Origin of the sequence: Methanosarcina sp. 1.H.A.2.2 (assembly GCF_000979975.1) — an archaeon.
Taxonomy (GTDB): domain Archaea; phylum Halobacteriota; class Methanosarcinia; order Methanosarcinales; family Methanosarcinaceae; genus Methanosarcina.
The window spans coordinates 5,967-24,682 of the sequence record NZ_JJQL01000094.1; the positions used below are offsets into that span (position 1 = coordinate 5,967).

11 protein-coding genes are annotated in these 18,716 nt (G+C 38.6%); 5 read left to right on the forward strand and 6 right to left on the reverse strand.

Annotation, left to right across the window (positions count from 1 at the left end; translation table 11 throughout):
* Window positions 1-163 precede the first annotated feature (163 nt).
* The 4 genes from EO93_RS18345 to EO93_RS15220 all read left to right on the forward strand — a co-directional run bounded on the left by EO93_RS18345 (window position 164) and on the right by EO93_RS15220 (window position 3,794).
* Window positions 164-355, forward strand: a complete 192-nt coding sequence (locus EO93_RS18345; protein ID WP_235284298.1) for a hypothetical protein — start codon at window positions 164-166, stop codon at window positions 353-355.
* Between the two features lie 423 nt (window positions 356-778).
* Window positions 779-1,150, forward strand: a complete 372-nt coding sequence (locus EO93_RS15205; RefSeq protein ID WP_048135407.1) for a response regulator — start codon at window positions 779-781, stop codon at window positions 1,148-1,150.
* Between the two features lie 1,148 nt (window positions 1,151-2,298).
* Complete coding sequence (locus tag EO93_RS15215) at window positions 2,299-3,057, forward strand: hypothetical protein (protein WP_048163422.1); 759 nt, start codon at window positions 2,299-2,301, stop codon at window positions 3,055-3,057.
* A 20-nt stretch (window positions 3,058-3,077) separates the two neighbouring features.
* Window positions 3,078-3,794, forward strand: coding sequence for a type 1 glutamine amidotransferase (locus EO93_RS15220; RefSeq protein ID WP_048163423.1), 717 nt, complete (start codon window positions 3,078-3,080; stop codon window positions 3,792-3,794).
* A gap of 293 nt (window positions 3,795-4,087) precedes the next feature.
* Here EO93_RS15220 and EO93_RS15225 read toward each other — a convergent pair whose 3' ends face one another.
* From EO93_RS15225 to EO93_RS15245, 5 genes are all read right to left on the reverse strand, one after another.
* Window positions 4,088-5,563: an MATE family efflux transporter gene (locus EO93_RS15225; protein ID WP_048163425.1), complete on the reverse strand. Its 1,476-nt coding sequence runs from the start codon at window positions 5,561-5,563 to the stop codon at window positions 4,088-4,090.
* A gap of 1,384 nt (window positions 5,564-6,947) precedes the next feature.
* Window positions 6,948-9,674 (reverse strand): response regulator, encoded by a 2,727-nt coding sequence (locus EO93_RS15230; protein ID WP_048163426.1) that lies wholly within the window; start codon window positions 9,672-9,674, stop codon window positions 6,948-6,950.
* A gap of 30 nt (window positions 9,675-9,704) precedes the next feature.
* A complete protein-coding gene (locus EO93_RS15235; RefSeq protein WP_048163428.1) occupies window positions 9,705-10,067 on the reverse strand; it encodes a response regulator in 363 nt (120 codons plus the stop codon).
* A gap of 467 nt (window positions 10,068-10,534) precedes the next feature.
* A complete protein-coding gene (locus tag EO93_RS15240; protein WP_048163429.1) occupies window positions 10,535-10,975 on the reverse strand; it encodes a hypothetical protein in 441 nt (146 codons plus the stop codon).
* Window positions 10,976-10,978: 3 nt separating this feature from the next.
* Entirely contained in the window at window positions 10,979-11,176 is a 198-nt protein-coding gene (locus EO93_RS15245; protein ID WP_048131228.1) for a helix-turn-helix transcriptional regulator, read from the reverse strand.
* Between the two features lie 344 nt (window positions 11,177-11,520).
* On the opposite strand from EO93_RS15245, the gene EO93_RS15250 reads away from it, so the two are divergent.
* On the forward strand, window positions 11,521-14,172 hold the full coding sequence (locus tag EO93_RS15250) for a U32 family peptidase (protein WP_048163431.1): 2,652 nt from the start codon (window positions 11,521-11,523) through the stop codon (window positions 14,170-14,172).
* A gap of 122 nt (window positions 14,173-14,294) precedes the next feature.
* On the opposite strand, the gene EO93_RS15255 is transcribed toward EO93_RS15250, so the two are convergent.
* Window positions 14,295-18,527: a hypothetical protein gene (locus tag EO93_RS15255; RefSeq protein ID WP_048163432.1), complete on the reverse strand. Its 4,233-nt coding sequence runs from the start codon at window positions 18,525-18,527 to the stop codon at window positions 14,295-14,297.
* Between the last annotated feature and the right edge of the window lie 189 nt (window positions 18,528-18,716).

Below are 18,716 nucleotides of genomic sequence, written 5' to 3' on the forward strand. Positions count from 1 at the left end.
TACACTAGATCGCTCGTCGGCAGCGTCAGATGTGTATAAGAGACAGCACATGGGATATTTCAAAAACACATATTTGAATAACCTGAGTAGTTTTCAGACAAAACGATAGCAGTAAAAATTGTGAAAATTGAAAGGACATCTGCGGAAAGTGGGTGTAATAACCGTGTACATTATATCAAATGCCGTATCGTTTTCGGAAGTCGGATGGGGAGCCGATCACTACCGCATCTTGTTTCTCGATCCGATCCAGCTTTGCCATGTACTCAGGTTTGAGCTTGGGCTCAATCGCTTCTTCGTACTGCTGCACCATATCACAACCTATCTTATTAATGCCTTATTAACTCATACCCTGTGAGACATTAGAGCAGGGGTTAATCCCTGCACTTTACAACTTTGCGGAAATTTCTACGGTATTCCAGCTTTTCGATAAAGGTGTCTCTCGAAAATGCGCTGTTAAACTTCGCTGTTTTCGTTACTACACGGTCAGGTTATCATAAAAAAACGGGAAGTCACTTTTGGTGATATAGTCAATCATATGAAATTTTACTATCCTCTTATTTTAGCTTTGTTCGTGATTGTTTTCTTCGTTGTGGTAATGGATAAATATAGAACCCTATACTAATTTTGAAATTTTTAATCTGAATATTTTTTTTGTTTTGAGAAAATTTTTCGCTTAAGTAATTTAATATAAGTGTGAAAAGGTATTAAAATTCACAATCGATTATAAGCTTTTGAATATTATCTCAGAGACTGAGTTTTAACCGCAAGGAGAACCCCCATGAAAGTATTGATTGTAGATGACGATCCCTCATTTTTAGAGCTATCAAAGATATTTTTAGAAGTTTTCCACGATATACCCTCCGATACTGTGGATTCTGCAAGAGAAGCTCTCAAGATGTTAGAGAAAGACTCCTATGATGTGATAGTCTCGGACTATGATATGCCTGTTATGAATGGTATCACGTTCCTAAGGACTATCCGTGATAAGAGAATCAACATTCCTTTTATTCTATTTACGGGAGTTGGAGAAGAACTTATGCACCAGGCAATGCAAAATGGTGCAAATTCTTTCATTCTGAAAACCAGTGACCCAAAAACTCAGTATTCAGAGTTATCAAAACGAATCTGGCAGGTTGTAAATAGCAGTTAATCAAGCTCCGAGTAACTTTTATTGAGAAGCTGATCACCTAACACAACAGAAATCGGTTCGCAGAATACGGTCAAAAAATAGTAAATGAAAAGAAAGAAAAGTTTGTGAGCATAGATGAACTTTGATGTCCTGGTGCTTCCGGAATTATTTGATAGGGTTCCCTCAGAGCTAAAACTAACAGTTCAAAGCGAATGTGCCCTTCAACCAGTGTTTTGTGACTTATTATGCTCTTTCTCTTTTAGATATCAGGTTTAAGGCTATCAAGAAGCTGGAAACGAATATAATAGCGATTAATGCCGTATTTGTTGGGCTGCTTATACCTGAAAAATTATTGATAAAAGGACTGGTAATAGAATAAGCAGCATTACTGGCGGAATACGTCCTTGTACGCAGTCCGTAGTAAGCCGACTCCAGAAGTACTGCTATAAGCGAAATTAAAACTGCTATCATAAAACTGCGGATTATAATGTCAAGTCTCATTCCTGGTCATCTTTTACAACTACATCCTGAAATATAAATAAACTTATTTCGGTTGAATACCTGTGGGTTATCCTATGGATTTATCTGTGGGAACAAAAAGCGGGCTTGAAATTATGGAGCCTGAATATTAACCTGTGCAGCGTTATTCAGCGTATCATGTCGTTTCTGTCACGCTCGACGCAGGAGAGCGGCCTGCCCAAAAAAATGAAAAGAAGAAAAGGGGATAAAAAGAGACGCAAAAATTGCTGAAAAAGCCAAAAAGTGAAAAAACCAAAACCCTGTCAAGGGGCAAATAAAAAGCTAAAACTATCTGAAAAATACTTCTTTTAAATATTTTCTCATTAGTCTCAATTTTCTTTCTTTTTTTACAGGACCGCCAGACAAGCTGGCGGAGGCGTTTATATTCGCTGTAAATCGAAAAAACACTTTCCGGCATCAAGTTATAAAGTCATTATTTATGGATTTCATATTTAACCTTAGGCTTACGAACATAGGTCTAAAATCATACAACAAACGTTGTATTATTAATTTATCAGTTCAACTGTTTAGTTCTAAAGTATAGTTCATTAAGTCAAGAACAGTAGTTTGATTTATAAAAAAATGAAAGTTGAATTTGACATAAGATAAAAAATGAAAGTTTATCAAGTATATGGTACTTTGAGAATATTATGCAAATAGAGTTTACAGTTTCATTTATCTTCTCTGTTTTTTCTTTTTTTGGTGGCATGTTATTTCAGGATTCTAGGATAAAGAAAAGTAACATTAGAGAAAAGGCAAAAGAAATTGATGAAAAAGTTCTGGAACCTCTAATAATCTTGCTAAAAAAATCCAAAGATTGCACTGAAAGCGATAATTACACAGTATTAGAAAAAAATCGAGCCATTAGTGTATTAGATGAAAAATGTTTCGTTGATTTTCTGATCAATTCTGGTGTTTTCAAATTAGAGGACGAAGATATTAGAGTGGTTTATAAGAAAGACAAAATTTTTAACAGACATGCTATAAAAATAGCTCAATATTTAAAAGATTATCTAGTGGAAGTAAATTCATTAAAAGAGATTATTGAAAATCTGCGTGCAGAGGATATACCTTCTAATTTTGAACAAAAGGTCAGAAAATTGATCAAAGACGAATTCGGTAATGATTGTTTGGATACAGGTGATAGGCGTGAAGAATTCGTTTTTGTCTTGTTTGCGGTCTCTGTCTGTAATAGCAAAAACTCTTATAAAAACGGCAGGGTTTGTATCATAGATATTATAGGAAGACGCTTTCAAGATTTACAAAATATAGTAAAAGATGATCAAAATGCTTATGAACTACTTTTAAAGGTAGTAGGCATTCAAAAAAATATTAGTTTTATTCACTCCAATGTGCTTAAAGAAATTGAGAGTCTTCAGGAAGATTGGCAAAACAAACTAATTATTTAAAAACTGAGGAAAGATCTCTTATGAAAATCCACGTCCTCCAGCACTCCGCCCTCAAAACCCTCGGCACCGTAGAAGAATACTCCAGAACTAAAAACCACCCTCTTGAGTCAACCCGCTTTTATAAAATCACAAATCCACCTTCGCTTGAATCTTTTGACCTCCTCATTATCATGGGCGGTCCTATGGGAATCTACGATTACGAAGAAAACCCCTGGCTAAGAGACGAAAAAGCCTTCATAAAACAGGCAATCGAAGCAGGAAAGCCTGTGCTCGGGATCTGTCTCGGTGCCCAGTTACTTGCAGACGTCCTCGGCGCCCGCGTCTATGAAAACGGGCACAGGGAAATGGGCTGGTTTCCTGTAAAGGCGGTCCGGACGGAGGGAAATAAACCTGAATTTCTGGAGGGGCTGCCGGAAGAAATCACAGTTTTCAACTGGCATTCCAGAACCTTTGACCTTCCAGCCGGGGCTGTGCATCTTTTCCGGAGCGAAGGATGCAAAAATCAGGGATTTATTTATAACGACAGGGCTGTGGCACTTCAATTTCACCCGGAAGTGCATAAAGAAAGGGTTGAATCAATGATCATGCGGTTTGGGGGAGAATCAGGAAACGGACCGTTTATCCAGAAAAAAGAGGAAATGCTCGGACAGGAGAAGTATCTGGCTGAGACAAAGAAATTCATGTTTAAAGTGCTGGATAAGTTTGAAGAAATAGCTGGACAGGGAAGACTAAGATGAAGAATATTATGAGGAAGACCTCAGCCAGGACCTCAGCCAGCTGCCTGGCTGGTGTTAACTGTCCTGACCCTCAGGCCTGAAGTATCCTTAAAAAAGGTCTTTCATCCCTGAGACCAGGGCTGCAATATCTTTCAGGGCAAGACTCTTCTTAAACCCTGTGGGAGAGCGATATACTTCGGAGTCCAGACCGGATTGAATTTTTCTTTATTACAGGTTTACTTTACGGGATGGTAAGGGGATTTCTACCCCTTCGTCAAAACCGCAGGCATATAAAATACCATTGAAAGACTGATTCACAAGGTATCCACTTTTTCAGCGTGCCTGAAAGTAACAACCCCTTTACTCTCCTCACTCCCTGTCTTTACATTGTTTCTGGACACCGACACTACATGTTTTGTATCTGCTGGCTGCTGCCTGATCCCTGTCTTTCCGTTGTTCTTGAGGAGCTTGAACTCCTTTGAAAGCATAACCAGCACCACTACCATCATAATATATTCTGTGACCGGCGCTGCAGACCAGACACCGTCGAGCCCGAAGAAACGGGGCAGAATGAACAGCAGGGGAAAGAGGAAAATGAATATCTTTCCTAGATGGATAAAGAGTGCAGCTTTGACCCTGTTTATTGACTGGTAATAGATGGCAGTGAGGAGCACTGTGCCTTCAACAAGCAAAGAGAACATAAAAATGTTCATTCCTCGAAGCGTAACTTTCAGAAGTTCGGAGTCGTCCCGGTTGAAAATCCGTACTACGTTCTCGGAAAAGAAGTAGATAAACAGAAATCCTAAAGCTCCGACGAGGATACACGAAAGCATTGTCAGTTTCAGAGTCTTCGAAACTCTTTCATAGTAGCCAGCCCCGTAATTGAAACCTATAATCGGCTGCACACCAAGGGCTATTCCTTCAAAGAGCATGTAGAAGATTGAAAGGACATACCCTATGATACCGTAAGCTGAGACCGCAAGCTCGGAGCCGTATATGAGCAGCATGTAATTATGAACAAAGAGCACAAGAGCCAGTGAGATCTGCATTACAAAGGACGGCGTACCTGCTTTAAGGATCCGCAGCACAATTCCGGTTTTTAATCTCATTGCTTTAAGCTGAAGTCTCAACTTTGCCTCGCTGCCGAAAAGGTAATACATGAGCATCAATGCAGACAGAGCAAAGGCAGTTACTGTTGCAATGGCAGCACCGGACATTCCCATTCCCATACGCATGACAAAGAGGTAGTCAAGCACAACGTTTACAACGATTCCGGCAACCATTATGTTCATGCAAAGCTTCGGTTTTCCGTCATTCCTTACGAGAGGTTCGAGGGCAATATTAAGGGTCATGAAGACAGAACCCAGGAAGATAATCTGAAGATATTCGCGGGCAAAGTTAAGGGCAGTACCGCTGGCTCCAAGGAGACTGATAGAGGTTTTGCAAAATATAAGCCCGCCTATGGTAAAAATGGCTCCTGCAAGAAGGCATAAAGGAAAAGCATTGTTCACTATATCCAGTGCTCCCTTTGTATTGCCTTTTCCAAGTTCCAGAGCTGTAAGGCTGGACGAGCCTATTCCTATAATTATGCCAGCTCCAATTATAATCAAATAAGGGGGATATGTAAGGGTAATGCCTGCAAGTCCCTGGCTTCCGACAAAATTTCCAATAAAGAAACCGTCGATTATGCCCTGGATTCCTGCAATGACAACTCCCACAACTGCCGGAAGGGCAAACTTCAAGAACAAACTCAAAATACTCCCGGACCTCATCTCTTCGTCACTTACCATATCCGGGCCTCCGCAAGCTGCAAAACCGGTATTACGGGAGCGTGAAGCCGAATTTCCAGCCCTTCCTGATAGAGAAAAGCCAGGGCTTTTCTTAAGAAGGACCTGTGCAAAGCGAGATCGGTAACATTATACTTTTTTGGGGTTTTGGATTCTTTTAAAAAATTGAGACAACGTCGATCAACTTTTTTGAATGGTTGCTATAAAGACATTTTTTGTTCCGGATGAAGCTTCGGAAAATATGCAAATCGAAGGTGTAGCTGTTTTTTGCAGAATTAATTTATCTGCCTGTACTAAACCAATCATTGCATACATTCTGAGGGTTGTATTATTCTTAGGGTCATTTTGTATTACATCTCTGCAATACAATTAAATTTTTACAAAGCTTCATCATATTTTAACTGGTAAACACGGATTCAATCGAAATAGATAATCCTTGATAGAGAATTCTAAATAGAAATTCCGGATAGGAAATTCTGAATAGAAATATCAGATAGAAATCCTCAATAGAGATTTTATGGGAATATAAACAAAGCAAATTAGCCAATAATCAGATAGTTAGTCTGACCAACTGATATTTACGCGCCGCTAAATATTTATGCCATATTTATACATTCACATTCTCTCCTGTTTTACCAGGTTACTTATCCTGAGACCAAAAACGACTTTTATCGGCCTCTATCTGAAAAACTATATGCAAAAAATATGAGAAACTATATATTTTCCAGAAAGTTTAAAAATATTCTAAACTTAATATGTATAACGTTTAATTTAGATATGTTTAATGATCTTACATATATATATAAGTGTTCTGTTAAAAATAATCCATTCTCTTAAAGTGTATGAACTCGATTTATAAAACTCAAAACAGTCATGTGTTTGACAAAACAGTCATGTGTTTGAATTCCCATGTTCGGAGATCGACAGAGATATTCAAACAAATTCGGAAACTTAAAATTAGAAAACTTAAAGAGATTTGAAACCTTTCAGGACCATATGGCTGAATAAGGACTCCCTTTCCCGTAGAAATATGCAGAAGCAACCCTGAACTTCCTTAAGAAAAAAGAGCTAGCAGATCATTGAAATCTGCTCCTGCTTCTAATAGAATTAAGGGTTGGGATTAAAGGTTGGGATTAAAGGTTGGGATTAAAGGTTGGGATTAAAGGTGAGGATGAAGGGTGAGGATTAAAGGGGAGGATTAAAGGTGAGGATGAAGGGTGAGGATTAAAGGTTGGGATTAAAGGTTGGGATTAAAGGTTGGGATTAAAGGTGAGGATGAAGGGTGAGGATTAAAGGGGAGGATTAAAGGTTAGGATGAAGGGTGAGGATTAAAGGGGAGGATTAAAGGTTAGGATGAAGGGTGAGGATTAAAGGGGAGGATGAAGGGTTAGGATGAAGGGTTTTTCAGCCTGCTTTTGAATTTTCCATCCTCGATCCTATCCAGTACGCTCAAAAGTATTTCCCTGCTTATGTTTCCTTTCTGCATAACATAAGAGACATTCTTGTTGAGCAGCTCCTTATCTTCAAAGCTCAGGTCCTTTGCGGTACATACGATGATAGGAATATCTACAGTCTCCGGATTTTCTTTAAGAGCCTTTATGACGTCAAAACCCGTAAACTTCGGCATCATCAGATCAAGGAGAATTGCATCCGGTCGGCTGGTTACAGTTTTATCGATTGCTTCCCTACCCCCGTATGCGCAGACTGGCTCATATCCTTCCTTCTCTATAATGGAACTGAGGAGCTCAACTATAGCCGGATCATCATCTACAATTAGAATTTGAGGAGAGGAGTTTGCAGCCCCTGTTACTTTTACTCTCCGCAGGCTGGAAAGGAGATGGCCTTTTTCCACAGGCTTAATCAGATGGTCAAATGCACCACATAGAATACTGCAATTTTTGTCGTCATTCATGGAAATGACCAGGATAGGGATGCTGGCTGTTGCAGAGTCTTCTTTCAGGTTTTTCAGGATATCCCAGCCATTGATCCCTGGCAGCATTATGTCAAGAGTAATTACAGAAGGCTTCAGTTTACGGGCGAGCAAAAGAGCCTCCTTCCCGCTGGAAACCGAAGCAACCCTGTATCCTGCCTCCGAAAGCGTAATAATTAGAAGCTCCCTTGCCATTTCGTCGTCTTCAACAACCAGCACAAGAGATTCGTCTCCTGTGGCTCCGGAAGGCTCTATAATTACCGGAGTCATTACCGGAATCCCAGTTTTATCATTTGTTTCTGGCTTTAAGGCTTCTGGCTTTAAGGTTTCTGGCTTTAAGGTTTCTGGCTTTAAGGTTTCTGACTTTAAGGCTTCTTCCTTTTCGGCTGTCAGTGGGACCGTTTTATTAGAAATGCCTGAACCGTTTACGCATGTTTCTGGAATTTTCCTGTATTTCAAAGGTAGTTCAAATGTAAAAGTCGAGCCTTTTCCAGTTTCGCTCTCAATCCAGACCCTGCCCCCGTGGAGTTCTACGAACTTCCTGACCAGAGCCAGCCCGAGACCTGTACCGTCATACTGGCGGTTGATACTGGAATCTACCTGCCTGAAGGGCTGGAAAAGGAGTTTCTGGTTTTCCTCTGAGATTCCTATCCCGGTATCCGAAACACTGACCCTGACAGAGTCCCCTGTTTTTGCGGCTGAAACGTCTACTGATCCACCTTTTGGTGTAAATTTTATTGCATTGCTCATAAGGTTGTAGATTATCTGCTTAAAACGTATCCTGTCAGCATAGATTGTAAGCTCAGGCTCTACATTAAATTTCATTGAGATATCCTTTTTCAGGGCAAGAGCCGAGGTTACAGCCCTGATATCGTTAAATACATCGGACACTAAAAAAATCTCCAGTTCCAGTTCAATCTCGCCGGTTTTGATTTTGGAAAGGTCAAGAATGTTATTTATGAGGGTGAGGAGATGTTTTCCGCTGTTAGCTATGTTGTTGAGAAACTTTTTATTCTGCTCATTGAATTCTCCACTCATTCCGCTGAGCATCACATCTGAAAATCCGATTATCGAGGTAAGAGGAGTCCGCAGTTCATGGCTCATGTTTGTAAGGAACTCGCTCTTGGCACGGTTGGCACTTTCAGCAGCAAGCTTTGCCTGCAATAGCTCCTGCTCGGCCTTTTTACGTTCGGAGAGGTCGATGAAGCTCTCTATAAGGTATTCTTTCTCTCCAATTTTTACAGGTACCACACTTTTCAGGATAGGTAAATGTTCGCCTCTTCCATTGCTGAGCAGTACTCTTTCAGACCTTTCGACAGTTTGCCCCAGATCAGTTATCGGACACTTATTTATCTCAGCAGGACAGATGAATTTATGACAGACATTTCCGAGGAGTTTGTCTTTCGGAAGCCCTATCACTTCTTCAGCTGCCTGATTTACTTCCATAATTTCGTGTGTGGAGGCGTCTACCAGCAAAATTCCGCAGAGGGCGTTGTCAATTAGTTTTTTTAACCTCTCCTGGTTTTCCTGCTCCATTTTTTCGGATTTTTTACGCGAAGTTATGTTTCTGACAACAAACTGGACTTCCCTGTCCTCAGGGCTCAGGAAAGAAGAGCTTATTTCCACATCAATAATATCTCCGTCCTGTTTCTGAAATTTCATTTCAAAACGTGCAGCCCCATTTTCAAGAGTTGTTTTCAGGGCTTTCCGGGCTGTCGGCAGATATTCTTCGGATACCAGAGAGCTCAGCGAGACATTCTCAAGCTCCCCGTCGCCTATCCCGAGAGCTGTGCGGCCTTTTTTATTGAGATCAAGGACTTTTTCCTCGTTCAGGATCACGATTGCGTCATTTGACTGTTCAAACAGAGCCCTGTATCTTTCCTCTTTCTCCCTGAGGATCTCTTCTGCCTGCTCCTGAAGCACCAGGGCTTTTTCAAGTTCCATCCAGCGCCTCAGGGAAAAAATCCCGAGAGCAAAGGATAGATAGACCGAAAGAGTAAGCAGCCCCCCGATTTTACGGTGATTGTATTCTTCAACAAATAAAACGATGGATTCAAAAAGGCCAAAGTAGGAGGCAAGGGATGTAAAGAAAAGGCCCACGATTAGAATAATCAACAACTCATCCGATTTTTTCCCAAAAGTACTTCTGAAAAGATCTAGTACTTTATAGTCTTTGTAAAGCAAAAATAAGACCCCGCTCTCAAGTTTTTTACTTCATGCGATTAACTCTGCTATGATCGATTTGAATCTCTGGATATCGATGGGCTTGGAAACATAACCGCTGCACCCTTCTTTTAAGAACCTGTCTTCATCTCCCTGCATGGCATGGGCTGTAAGGGCAATAACCGGGATTTCACGCGTGTCAGGATCTTTCTTTAAAATTTTTAGTACTTCAGTCCCATCAATCCCTGGTAACTGTATATCTAATAAGATTAAGTTCACTCTATTTTTTTTAACAAGATTGATGGCTATAGGTCCGTCCTCAGCCTCTATTGATTCGTATCCAAATGAATCCAGTAGAGTCCTTACAAGTTCCATAATTAAAGGATTATCTTCCACAATTAGTATGCTTTTCATATACAACAGCCGCCAAATCACTTATTCCCATTAATTTCTTAGTCTTACATGCATGGTATCATTGACCGGAAAATGCATCCTCCGAAAATAATGAATTTTTAAAAATAATACTAATATTTATTAGCCTATTTAACTTATTTATTTAAATAAGTTTCAGTATATGTCTTGATGAATAAATTAATAAAGTTGTGGAGCGCCATTAAAACCGACACATATCAGAAAAAACCCCCCAATGAAAACAAGCTAACAAAAAGGTGTAAGTCGTAGGGAAATATTAGCAAAACAATTAACTTCAAGGCTGTTATGTCAAATCAGTCGAGTGCCTATATTGTAAACGACCCTATAACGCAATACCCACAGTACAAATTCGTACTTGTAGGTATTGCTATTATCAGAATTAGAAAAGTTTTGCTGATCAGATTATTTATCGTGAGCAACCGGTTGTATGCTCGTTATCCGTAGTATTTTTACTCATCAACATTTTTACCTTCTTTTCTTTCCTGTACTGCTTTCACGACCATAGCTAAGACAATAAAAATGTAGGTCAGTATCAGAATCGGGAATGAAACTTCATCAGAGAGCATTCCGTTCTCAATAATATTTAATGTCCCGGAAAATATGGACTGAGCGAGAATTATGATGCCAAAAGCACATATTGCACCAAATCCCCAAATTTCTTTTTTTATCTTGGTCCCCATTACAAAATAAGCATTCTTCATAATCGCTCTCGTTGTAAAGAACACTGTGGGTATACTTAATAATACCAATGCTTCAACCATTGGGGTGGCCCAAATATAAAAAGTCTTTACAAAACCATCAACAAAAATTAACGCCAATGTAAAAATCAATGTCTGAAAAGCGATTTTTTGTCTGTTTAGCATTTGAAGTTCATCAAATTTCGGATTCATATCTTAGTCTTCCCAAAACAATTCATCTAAGGTTTTTCCTAATACTTTGCATATGGAAACACATAATTTCAATGTAGGATTATACTCTCCCTTTTCAACGGCATTCATCGTCTGCCTCGTAACACCGACAGCTTCCGCCAGATCCTTCTGCGTCATATCTAACGCTGCACGAGCAACTTTGATTTTCAGGTTTTTCCCAATATTTTCACCTCACCAGGAAAATTAATATATATGTTAATAGATGTCAAATATATATTACTTTTGAGGGGTAAGAAAGCCAGATTTAATTAAATATCCGGCTTGAGATAATTTAAATATCTCGCACAACTGCCATTAAAAAACAACCACTGGAGACTGGCATGCTTTGTTGACATTCCGGATTTCACCATCCATTTTTTATGCGAGAAGCACCTTTATGTTTTAAACCGGCTCTGAATTGATTTGCGTAAGCCTTTTTCTTTACAGTTACCATAGCTTTTCAGCTACCGAAATTTTCCATTCACCAGAAATTACAGTTATCTTAAGAAAAATACCCCTGATCTAATATGTCTGACAAAAATTATTCTTGCAACCCCCCGGAAATCCTTTCCCCGGTCGGCGATAACGAAGCCCTGCTTGGCGCAATCAAGGGAGGAGCAGATGCCGTTTATCTTGGAGTTGGCGAATTCAATGCCCGACAGGGAGCCAAAAACTTCACCATTGATGACCTGGAAACTGCCGTTGACCTGGCTCACTCACACGGAGTCCTTGTTTACCTTGCCCTGAACATCCCGATCAAACAAAAAGAACTGCAGCATGCCCTTGAAATAGTGGACCGTGCATACGCAGCCGGAACCGATGCTATTATCCTGCAGGACCTCGGGCTTCTCAGGCTTTTAAAGGAAATCTATCCTGACCTGGACCTCCACGCAAGCACGCAGATGACTATCCACAATAAAGAGGGAGTGGATTTTGCAGCAAGGCTGGGTGCAAAAAGAGTGATAGTTTCCAGGGAACTTACCACAGCCGAGGTAAAGGATATTGTGGAACACTCAAAAGTGGGTATAGAGGTCTTCGTCCATGGAGCCCTCTGCTATTCCTACTCAGGCAAATGCCTTTTCAGCAGTTTCCTGCACGACAGGAGCGCAAACAGGGGAGCCTGTGCCCAGCCCTGCCGGCGCAGATACATTTTCCTGGTAAACGGCAGGGAAATTGACGAAAGGCATATAGGAGGCAGTTACCCCATAAGCTGTGCCGAACTTTCCACGCTCACAGGGCTTGAGGAGATAGTAAAAACCGGGGTCGTAAGCCTCAAAATCGAAGGCCGGATGAAAAAGCCCGAGTACGTGACTGCAAGTGCCGCTGCCTACAAAGCTACAGTCGAAGACATCTGCAGGGCCGGAGAAAACCCGACAAAGGAAGAGCTTGAAGCAAGGGAAGCCAAGCTTGCAAAACTTTTTTACAGGGGCTTTACGCGGGGCTTCATCCTCGGGGAAAAAGGCGTGTCCCATCCCAAATACAGCTCAAACTACGGAGCATTCCTCGGAAAAGTCCTGGACCTCTCCCGTTCAAAAGGGAACACAAAACTTACAGTCCGGCTTGAAGAAGACATCCAGGTAAAAGACGGCATAAGTATCTTCACGCGGGAAAGGATGCTCGGCTCTGCGGTAACAGGTATTATAACGATTACAGGCGAGCAAGTAAAAAACGCAAAAAAAGGCGAAAAAGTAGGGCTTGAGATCAGCTCAAAGACAGGCAGAGCTGTCCAGCGGGGGGACGAACTCCATCTCACAACAGACACGCAACTCCTTGATACCCTTCAGAAAACAAAACTGGAAGCTCTCCCCGTAAGCCTGAAGGCAAGAGCCAGAAAAGGAGAACGTTTTACGGTTGAGATAAGAACAGAAAGCGGGAAATGCGCAGAAAACGAAGAAAACGAAGAAAACGGAAAAAGCAGCAGAACAGAAGAATCCGCGTATGCGGAGTTTACAGACGACTATATCGTCCAGGAAGCCGAAAGAGTCCCAACCACTGAAGAGCAGATCAGAAAGGCAATGGAAAGCCTTGGAGACACTCCTTTCGAAGCCGCTGCCATTGAGATCGAAGCTGACGAAAATATCTTTATCCCGGTCGGTGTGCTGAAGAATGCAAGGCGAAAGGCCGCAGACCTTCTGCTGGAAAAAACCCTTGGGGGGTATAAAAAAGAACAAAAACACCCTGACCTGGCAGATTTCAACCGCCTGTGCGCTGTAGAAAGCGGTGCAGAAAATAAGAATAACGCTAGCAAGAATGAAGTAAGCAAGGATGAAGTAAGCAAGAATGAAGTAAGCAAGAATGACATCAGCATGACCAGGACCAGGGCAAGAGATACAGCTTCAAAGAAACTCCTCCTGAGCGTTGAAGTGCAGGGAATTTCTTATCTCTTACAGGCAGCCGAATCCGGAGCAGATATCGCCTACATCCCTGTATCACTGTTCGAAGAACTGATGTCTCCCAAAAATGCGGCGAAGCTTGAGGATTTGAAGGCAGAAAGAATCGAACTCATCTTCAGGATCCCAAGGATAACCCATGACAGTGAACTGGCTGAATTAAAACCCCTGCTGGAAAAAATAAGGGATGCCGGCTTTAGTGTGGCATGTTCCAGCCTCGGAGCAGCGCAGCTTGCAAAAGAGCTTTCCATACCTTTTGTCGCCCAGAAGGACTTCAATATCTTCAATTCTTTTACTGCCAGCACCTTCTACCAGGCAGGAGCGTACAGGGCAACCCTTTCAAGCGAACTGAACCTGAGCGAAATAAAACATGTATGTGAAGCTCTTCAGGCATGCGAGGGTTCAGGCCAGACCGAAATTTTAGTTTACGGCAGTGAACTGATGCTTATTACGGAAAATGACCTCTTAAAGCCCCTCGTTGACCGGAAAATCGTAAGAGAAGATAGCGAAGTACTCCTTGTTGACCAGAGCGGCTCCGAGTTTCCCGTCCAGCGCCTTGGCACCCGGACCCTGATCTATAATTCAAAGGTTCTTGACATGCTGAAGTACGTTAATAACATGAAAGGGTACGGCGTGGACGTGCTCAGGCTTGACCTTTCGTTCAACACTACTGCCGAGATAGAAGAAATCTTAAAGGCATATAAAGAGGCACTTGCAGGAAAAGATGTCAAGCTGAAACCTATAAGAGGGATTGAATATACGACAGGGCATTATTTTAAGGGAGTCTGAGTGGTCTTGAAGTTCCAAAAAATTGAGGAAGGGAGTTTCAAACCCAAAAACTCCTCTTTTTTATTACAGTGCTTATACTCAAATTTTGAAATCGGGTTTTTGAAATTATCTTTATTTAGGAATTATTTATTAATTGATAAAAGTTCTTTTAGTTGTAAGAAATGTGTTTCATTATACTTTATATAGCAGTTACTGTCTCGGTAACCATTTTCGTATTCATTGAGAATAGTGATATTAAGCTCATTATTTAATAAATTCTCAAAGTCTATTTTTATTTGTCCATGTTTAAGAACTGCTGCATGGTAGGAACATAAACAAACCTTGTTGGCAGTGTGAGTTACTCCCTGTTCTTGGATTTCAAGCAGTTTAACAACCATTGAATAATTTCCACCACTTCCATTTTTTTTGAAAGTTCTGCCGCAGATCTGGCATTTTCCCGCATACCACATCCTTATTTCTAAATCTGCAATTTCATCATCCTTGTTAAGATCCAGTCGAGGACTATAATCTCTGCTCTTATTTTCTAAGCTTGACTTTTTAATGCCAGAAAATATTTCCTCTAGTGCTTTTTCGCTGAAATCTTCCTTCTCTTCAAGTGATCTTGGGATGTCATCATCAACCACTAAAGCTCGGCTGATTCCAAAATCATTACCTTTTTCTAGAGTATTTGAATGTTTTCCAGAATATTTTTCGCTCAATTTTTCCTTGAAATTGGTTCCTTTTGTTGCATATGTGCTTCTTCCAACAGTATCGGGCGCTTCATCCTCATCAAGGATCTGAGAATCAAAATCAGCTCCTCTATCATTGTATGGTGTTAAACGATGGGTAACAAAAGTGTTATCTTCTCCACCTTTGATTTGTGAACTTGTTTTTTTCTGGCTACTATTATTATGACCAAGAACACTCTTACCATTATTTATGACATTAATTTGTAAAGGTTTTTCAGAAACACCCATATTGTGGATTTGCTTATTTATAGGAGTATTCAACTTTTTAATATCAGACTCTTCCTTAATTCTCAATATATCTTCTGTATTTTCCTTGTTTTCAACTATGGATGATTCAGTTGCTTTCACATCCAAATCTTCTATAGTTAGATCCGAAATAGCCAACGAATCCAATTTATCAACAACGGTATCTGTATTATGTATCTCCATTTCCACTGTTATTTCTTCTATATCGATTAAAGAATCATTTTGAGAGTCCGTACTTTCAAAAGTGCCTTCAGCGATTATTCTATTGCTGTTTACTGTTGAATCTGAGTTTTCGAGAACTGGATAGAGTGAATCAGTTAAGTTTTTATCCATTTCATCGTATGAAGTAGAGCTTAAAAGCATTAAGATTATAGCCATGAAATTTTGATTGATATTTGGATGTATTTCTTCAAATAATTCGTAAGCCAATGACCTCTGTATTTCTTGGTTATGCCCTTTTACATAAATTACGTTTAAGACTCCATTTTCGATTTCAAGATAACAATTTACACTATCAATGTTTGAATAATACCTTTTGTGATCCCAGTCTATATACTTGGAAACACATAGATAGTCATAGTTACAAACCTTAATTTCCTGTGTTATCTTAAGCCATTTATTAGCAAGTTCCCGATTTCCAGCTTTAATTCTTGGCATTAATTTGGAAAGGCTTTGCATCTTCGGAGTGAAATTAGAGTTGATATGCATCTTTAAAGGATCTGGGTGAATTTTCATTTCTTTATTTATCAATTGAGTTAAACATTGAATTTCCAATCTTTCAATTAAACCTGAATATTTTACATCCAATTTTATAAAATAATCAGAAAGACCATCTCCAAACTGCTGGCATAATATAGGATTATCTTCTAGAATACATGAATCTGCACTCAATAAAAAATTGTTTTTATTGCAAAAGATAGGCAATTTCCTAAGTTCTGTAACAAAAATGTCTCCTATGTAATTTAGATGCTCATCCAAATATTCCAAACAATTTATAATAATAGCTCTGTCATTTTCATAGGAAACATTCAGATTATCTGATTCGTATTTTTTATTAATCTTTTCAAGCAAACTTTTTATATTATCTACATTGGGTTCTTCTAATACCCTCAATTTATTCAACAAATTTTCACATTTTGCGATATGATTAGAGTATAAATAGCCAAAGTATTCAGTCCCAAATAAAGACTGCAAATCTCTTTTGAAGAGTTCAGATGGTTTGAAGTAAAGGGGTTTCCCACAATCTTTATATATTATCTGAAAAGAAGGAAAAGTACTCAACCTAGAAATTTCAACATGATTTATCTTACTATTAAGCAATTCATATATACTTAGAAAATTCATCTTAGTTGTTAATAACCTATTGTTTTTGCTCGCAACTTCAATATTATCAATAAGCATAGAAACAGGAATCTTATCAATAGTATTTAACTTCAATATTTTTAGGAATTCAACCTTTATTCCTTTTCTGTAATCTTTTTCTTTCAAATCTGCGTCTTTTATATCTAGATACTTAACATAGTCAAGATGTTCTAAATAAGGCCTTGTATTCTGCCCACCATTTTGTGTATATAGTTCAGAAGGCTTATACAATTTATTGCTCGAATTTGAAGCTGGCAACCATTCCAAATCTGAGAGAGGAGAAAATTCTTCAGCATTTGAAGCAAAATTATCCCAATATCTATTGATACTGATAAACAACCTTTTCATTTTGTTGATTAACTGATTATTCACTTCTACGTTTGAAATATACTCTTTTATTAAATCGACAATTAGATGAGGCTCTGCACTCTCTTTTACCCCCAATTCCTTGAATAAATGTTTGTATTTCTCCATATCAAAATTAGGATATAGATAATCTTCCCCAAAGATCTCATCTATCGATTCAGACTTAATGAATAAATGTTTGCATGTAGGGTAATGGAATTCTCCGTCTTGGCAATATACAATTTTTGAATTAACCAATATACTTTTTTTAATAATTTGGAACACATTTCTCTCTTCAAGTTCCGCAAAATGGATGTAAAGCTCGTTAAACAAATTAAGCTTCACTTCTGTATTTATGTCCTTTTTCGAAAAAATATCCTTAAAATGTTTAATTATGAATGTTTCATAATCTAACAAACTGAGATTAAAAATATCGAGAAGTATTTTCTCTTTAAAACTAGAGACTTTCGAAATTATAGATTCATCTAGTATCTCATTAATTTCAATACCCCTGGGAAGTGAGTAGGAACCCTTTAGTAACTTATTTTCTAATGTAGTAATACTTCCACTGTTATCATGAAATATTTTCAATTTCTTGATTGTACTAATATTTTCACTATTTAAATCATCTACTTTTTCCAAAATTAGCTTATATAAAAGTTTAAGGTAATGCTCGTCCATCAAAAAATTATCTTTGCCGAGATCATCTATTACATATTCCAAGACATTTTTTAGTTTCATCTCTTTGACAAGATTATATTTACTAACTGCCTCTTCTACTTCAATTTGCATGACTTCTAATCCATGCATTGAAGCAAACTCTTTTTCGACAGGAGTGTTATATTTATAAATAAAATCATTATAAGGATAATAAAATTGATTATTTTTGCAGTATATTAACTTCGTTTTTTTGAGGGTCTGAGTAATCTCCTGTTTAAATTTTGATCCTATTTTTGCATGGTAATCACTTAACTCTTTTATTAATTCCAACTTTTTGTTTGCATCGAGTGAATTATCCTCAAATATACTAGAAAAATAGTACTTAATATATGTTCCAAAATTTAGATCTTTAATTCCGAAATACTCTTTGAGGACATCATCTTTAAATGAGGGGACTTTATTAAATAGTTTTAGATCCAGTATTCTAGCTACTCCAATTTTGTCATCGTAGTTACTTTTTATAAATATTTTTTGGTTATTGCATTCAAGAGAACATGCGTTGCCTTCAACATCTATAAAAATGGGTAGTTTCTTTATTTTTTCTTTTAGTTCTTTTTCAACCAATTGCGAAGAATCTTCTTGAAGCAGGGTATATAGTAGTATGAGAAACTCCTCTTCGAATTGTTCCCCTTTTTTTATCGATTCTTCGACATATTCAACAATATTTTTTAACCCCAATTCATTGTAAGGTTTAATCCTGTTTAGTATATCTTGATCAATAGACTCTATATTATATATCTCAGCAAATTTCTTTTTTGAGTTTGAATCTAAAACAAATACTTCATCGTTTTTCCATTGGTATAATAAATTATTTGAGCTTAGAATTAATGGCAACTTATCAAAATAGCTATAAAACTGTTTTATGTAATTATCATATTGAAAGTCACTCGGAGCATAAACTACACCTTCATGCTTTAGGTATCCTCGTTTTTTACTTCTGATACAGTTTTTCAAATATGAATCCAAGAAATCGATTACTATAAGGAGTTTTTCTTTTGTATTAAGGTAGGATACTGAATCTTCAATCTTTAAAGGAAATATTACATATCCTGACTTTGACAGTTAGATAAAAATAAGTGCTCTCTATTTTGTGTAATTCGGTCAAATGAACATCACAAAACAGAGAGCATTCCCTACAATTCC

Excerpts from the sequence above, each read along its gene's own strand:
- EO93_RS15205 (WP_048135407.1), top strand. The coding sequence starts at position 779 with ATGAAAGTATTGATTGTAGATGACGATCCCTCATTTTTAGAGCTATCA.
- EO93_RS15215 (WP_048163422.1), top strand. The coding sequence starts at position 2,299 with ATGCAAATAGAGTTTACAGTTTCATTTATCTTCTCTGTTTTTTCTTTT.
- EO93_RS15220 (WP_048163423.1), top strand. The coding sequence starts at position 3,078 with ATGAAAATCCACGTCCTCCAGCACTCCGCCCTCAAAACCCTCGGCACC.
- EO93_RS15225 (WP_048163425.1), bottom strand. The coding sequence starts at position 5,563 with ATGGTAAGTGACGAAGAGATGAGGTCCGGGAGTATTTTGAGTTTGTTC.
- EO93_RS15235 (WP_048163428.1), bottom strand. The coding sequence starts at position 10,067 with ATGAAAAGCATACTAATTGTGGAAGATAATCCTTTAATTATGGAACTT.
- EO93_RS15240 (WP_048163429.1), bottom strand. The coding sequence starts at position 10,975 with ATGAATCCGAAATTTGATGAACTTCAAATGCTAAACAGACAAAAAATC.
- EO93_RS15250 (WP_048163431.1), top strand. The coding sequence starts at position 11,521 with ATGTCTGACAAAAATTATTCTTGCAACCCCCCGGAAATCCTTTCCCCG.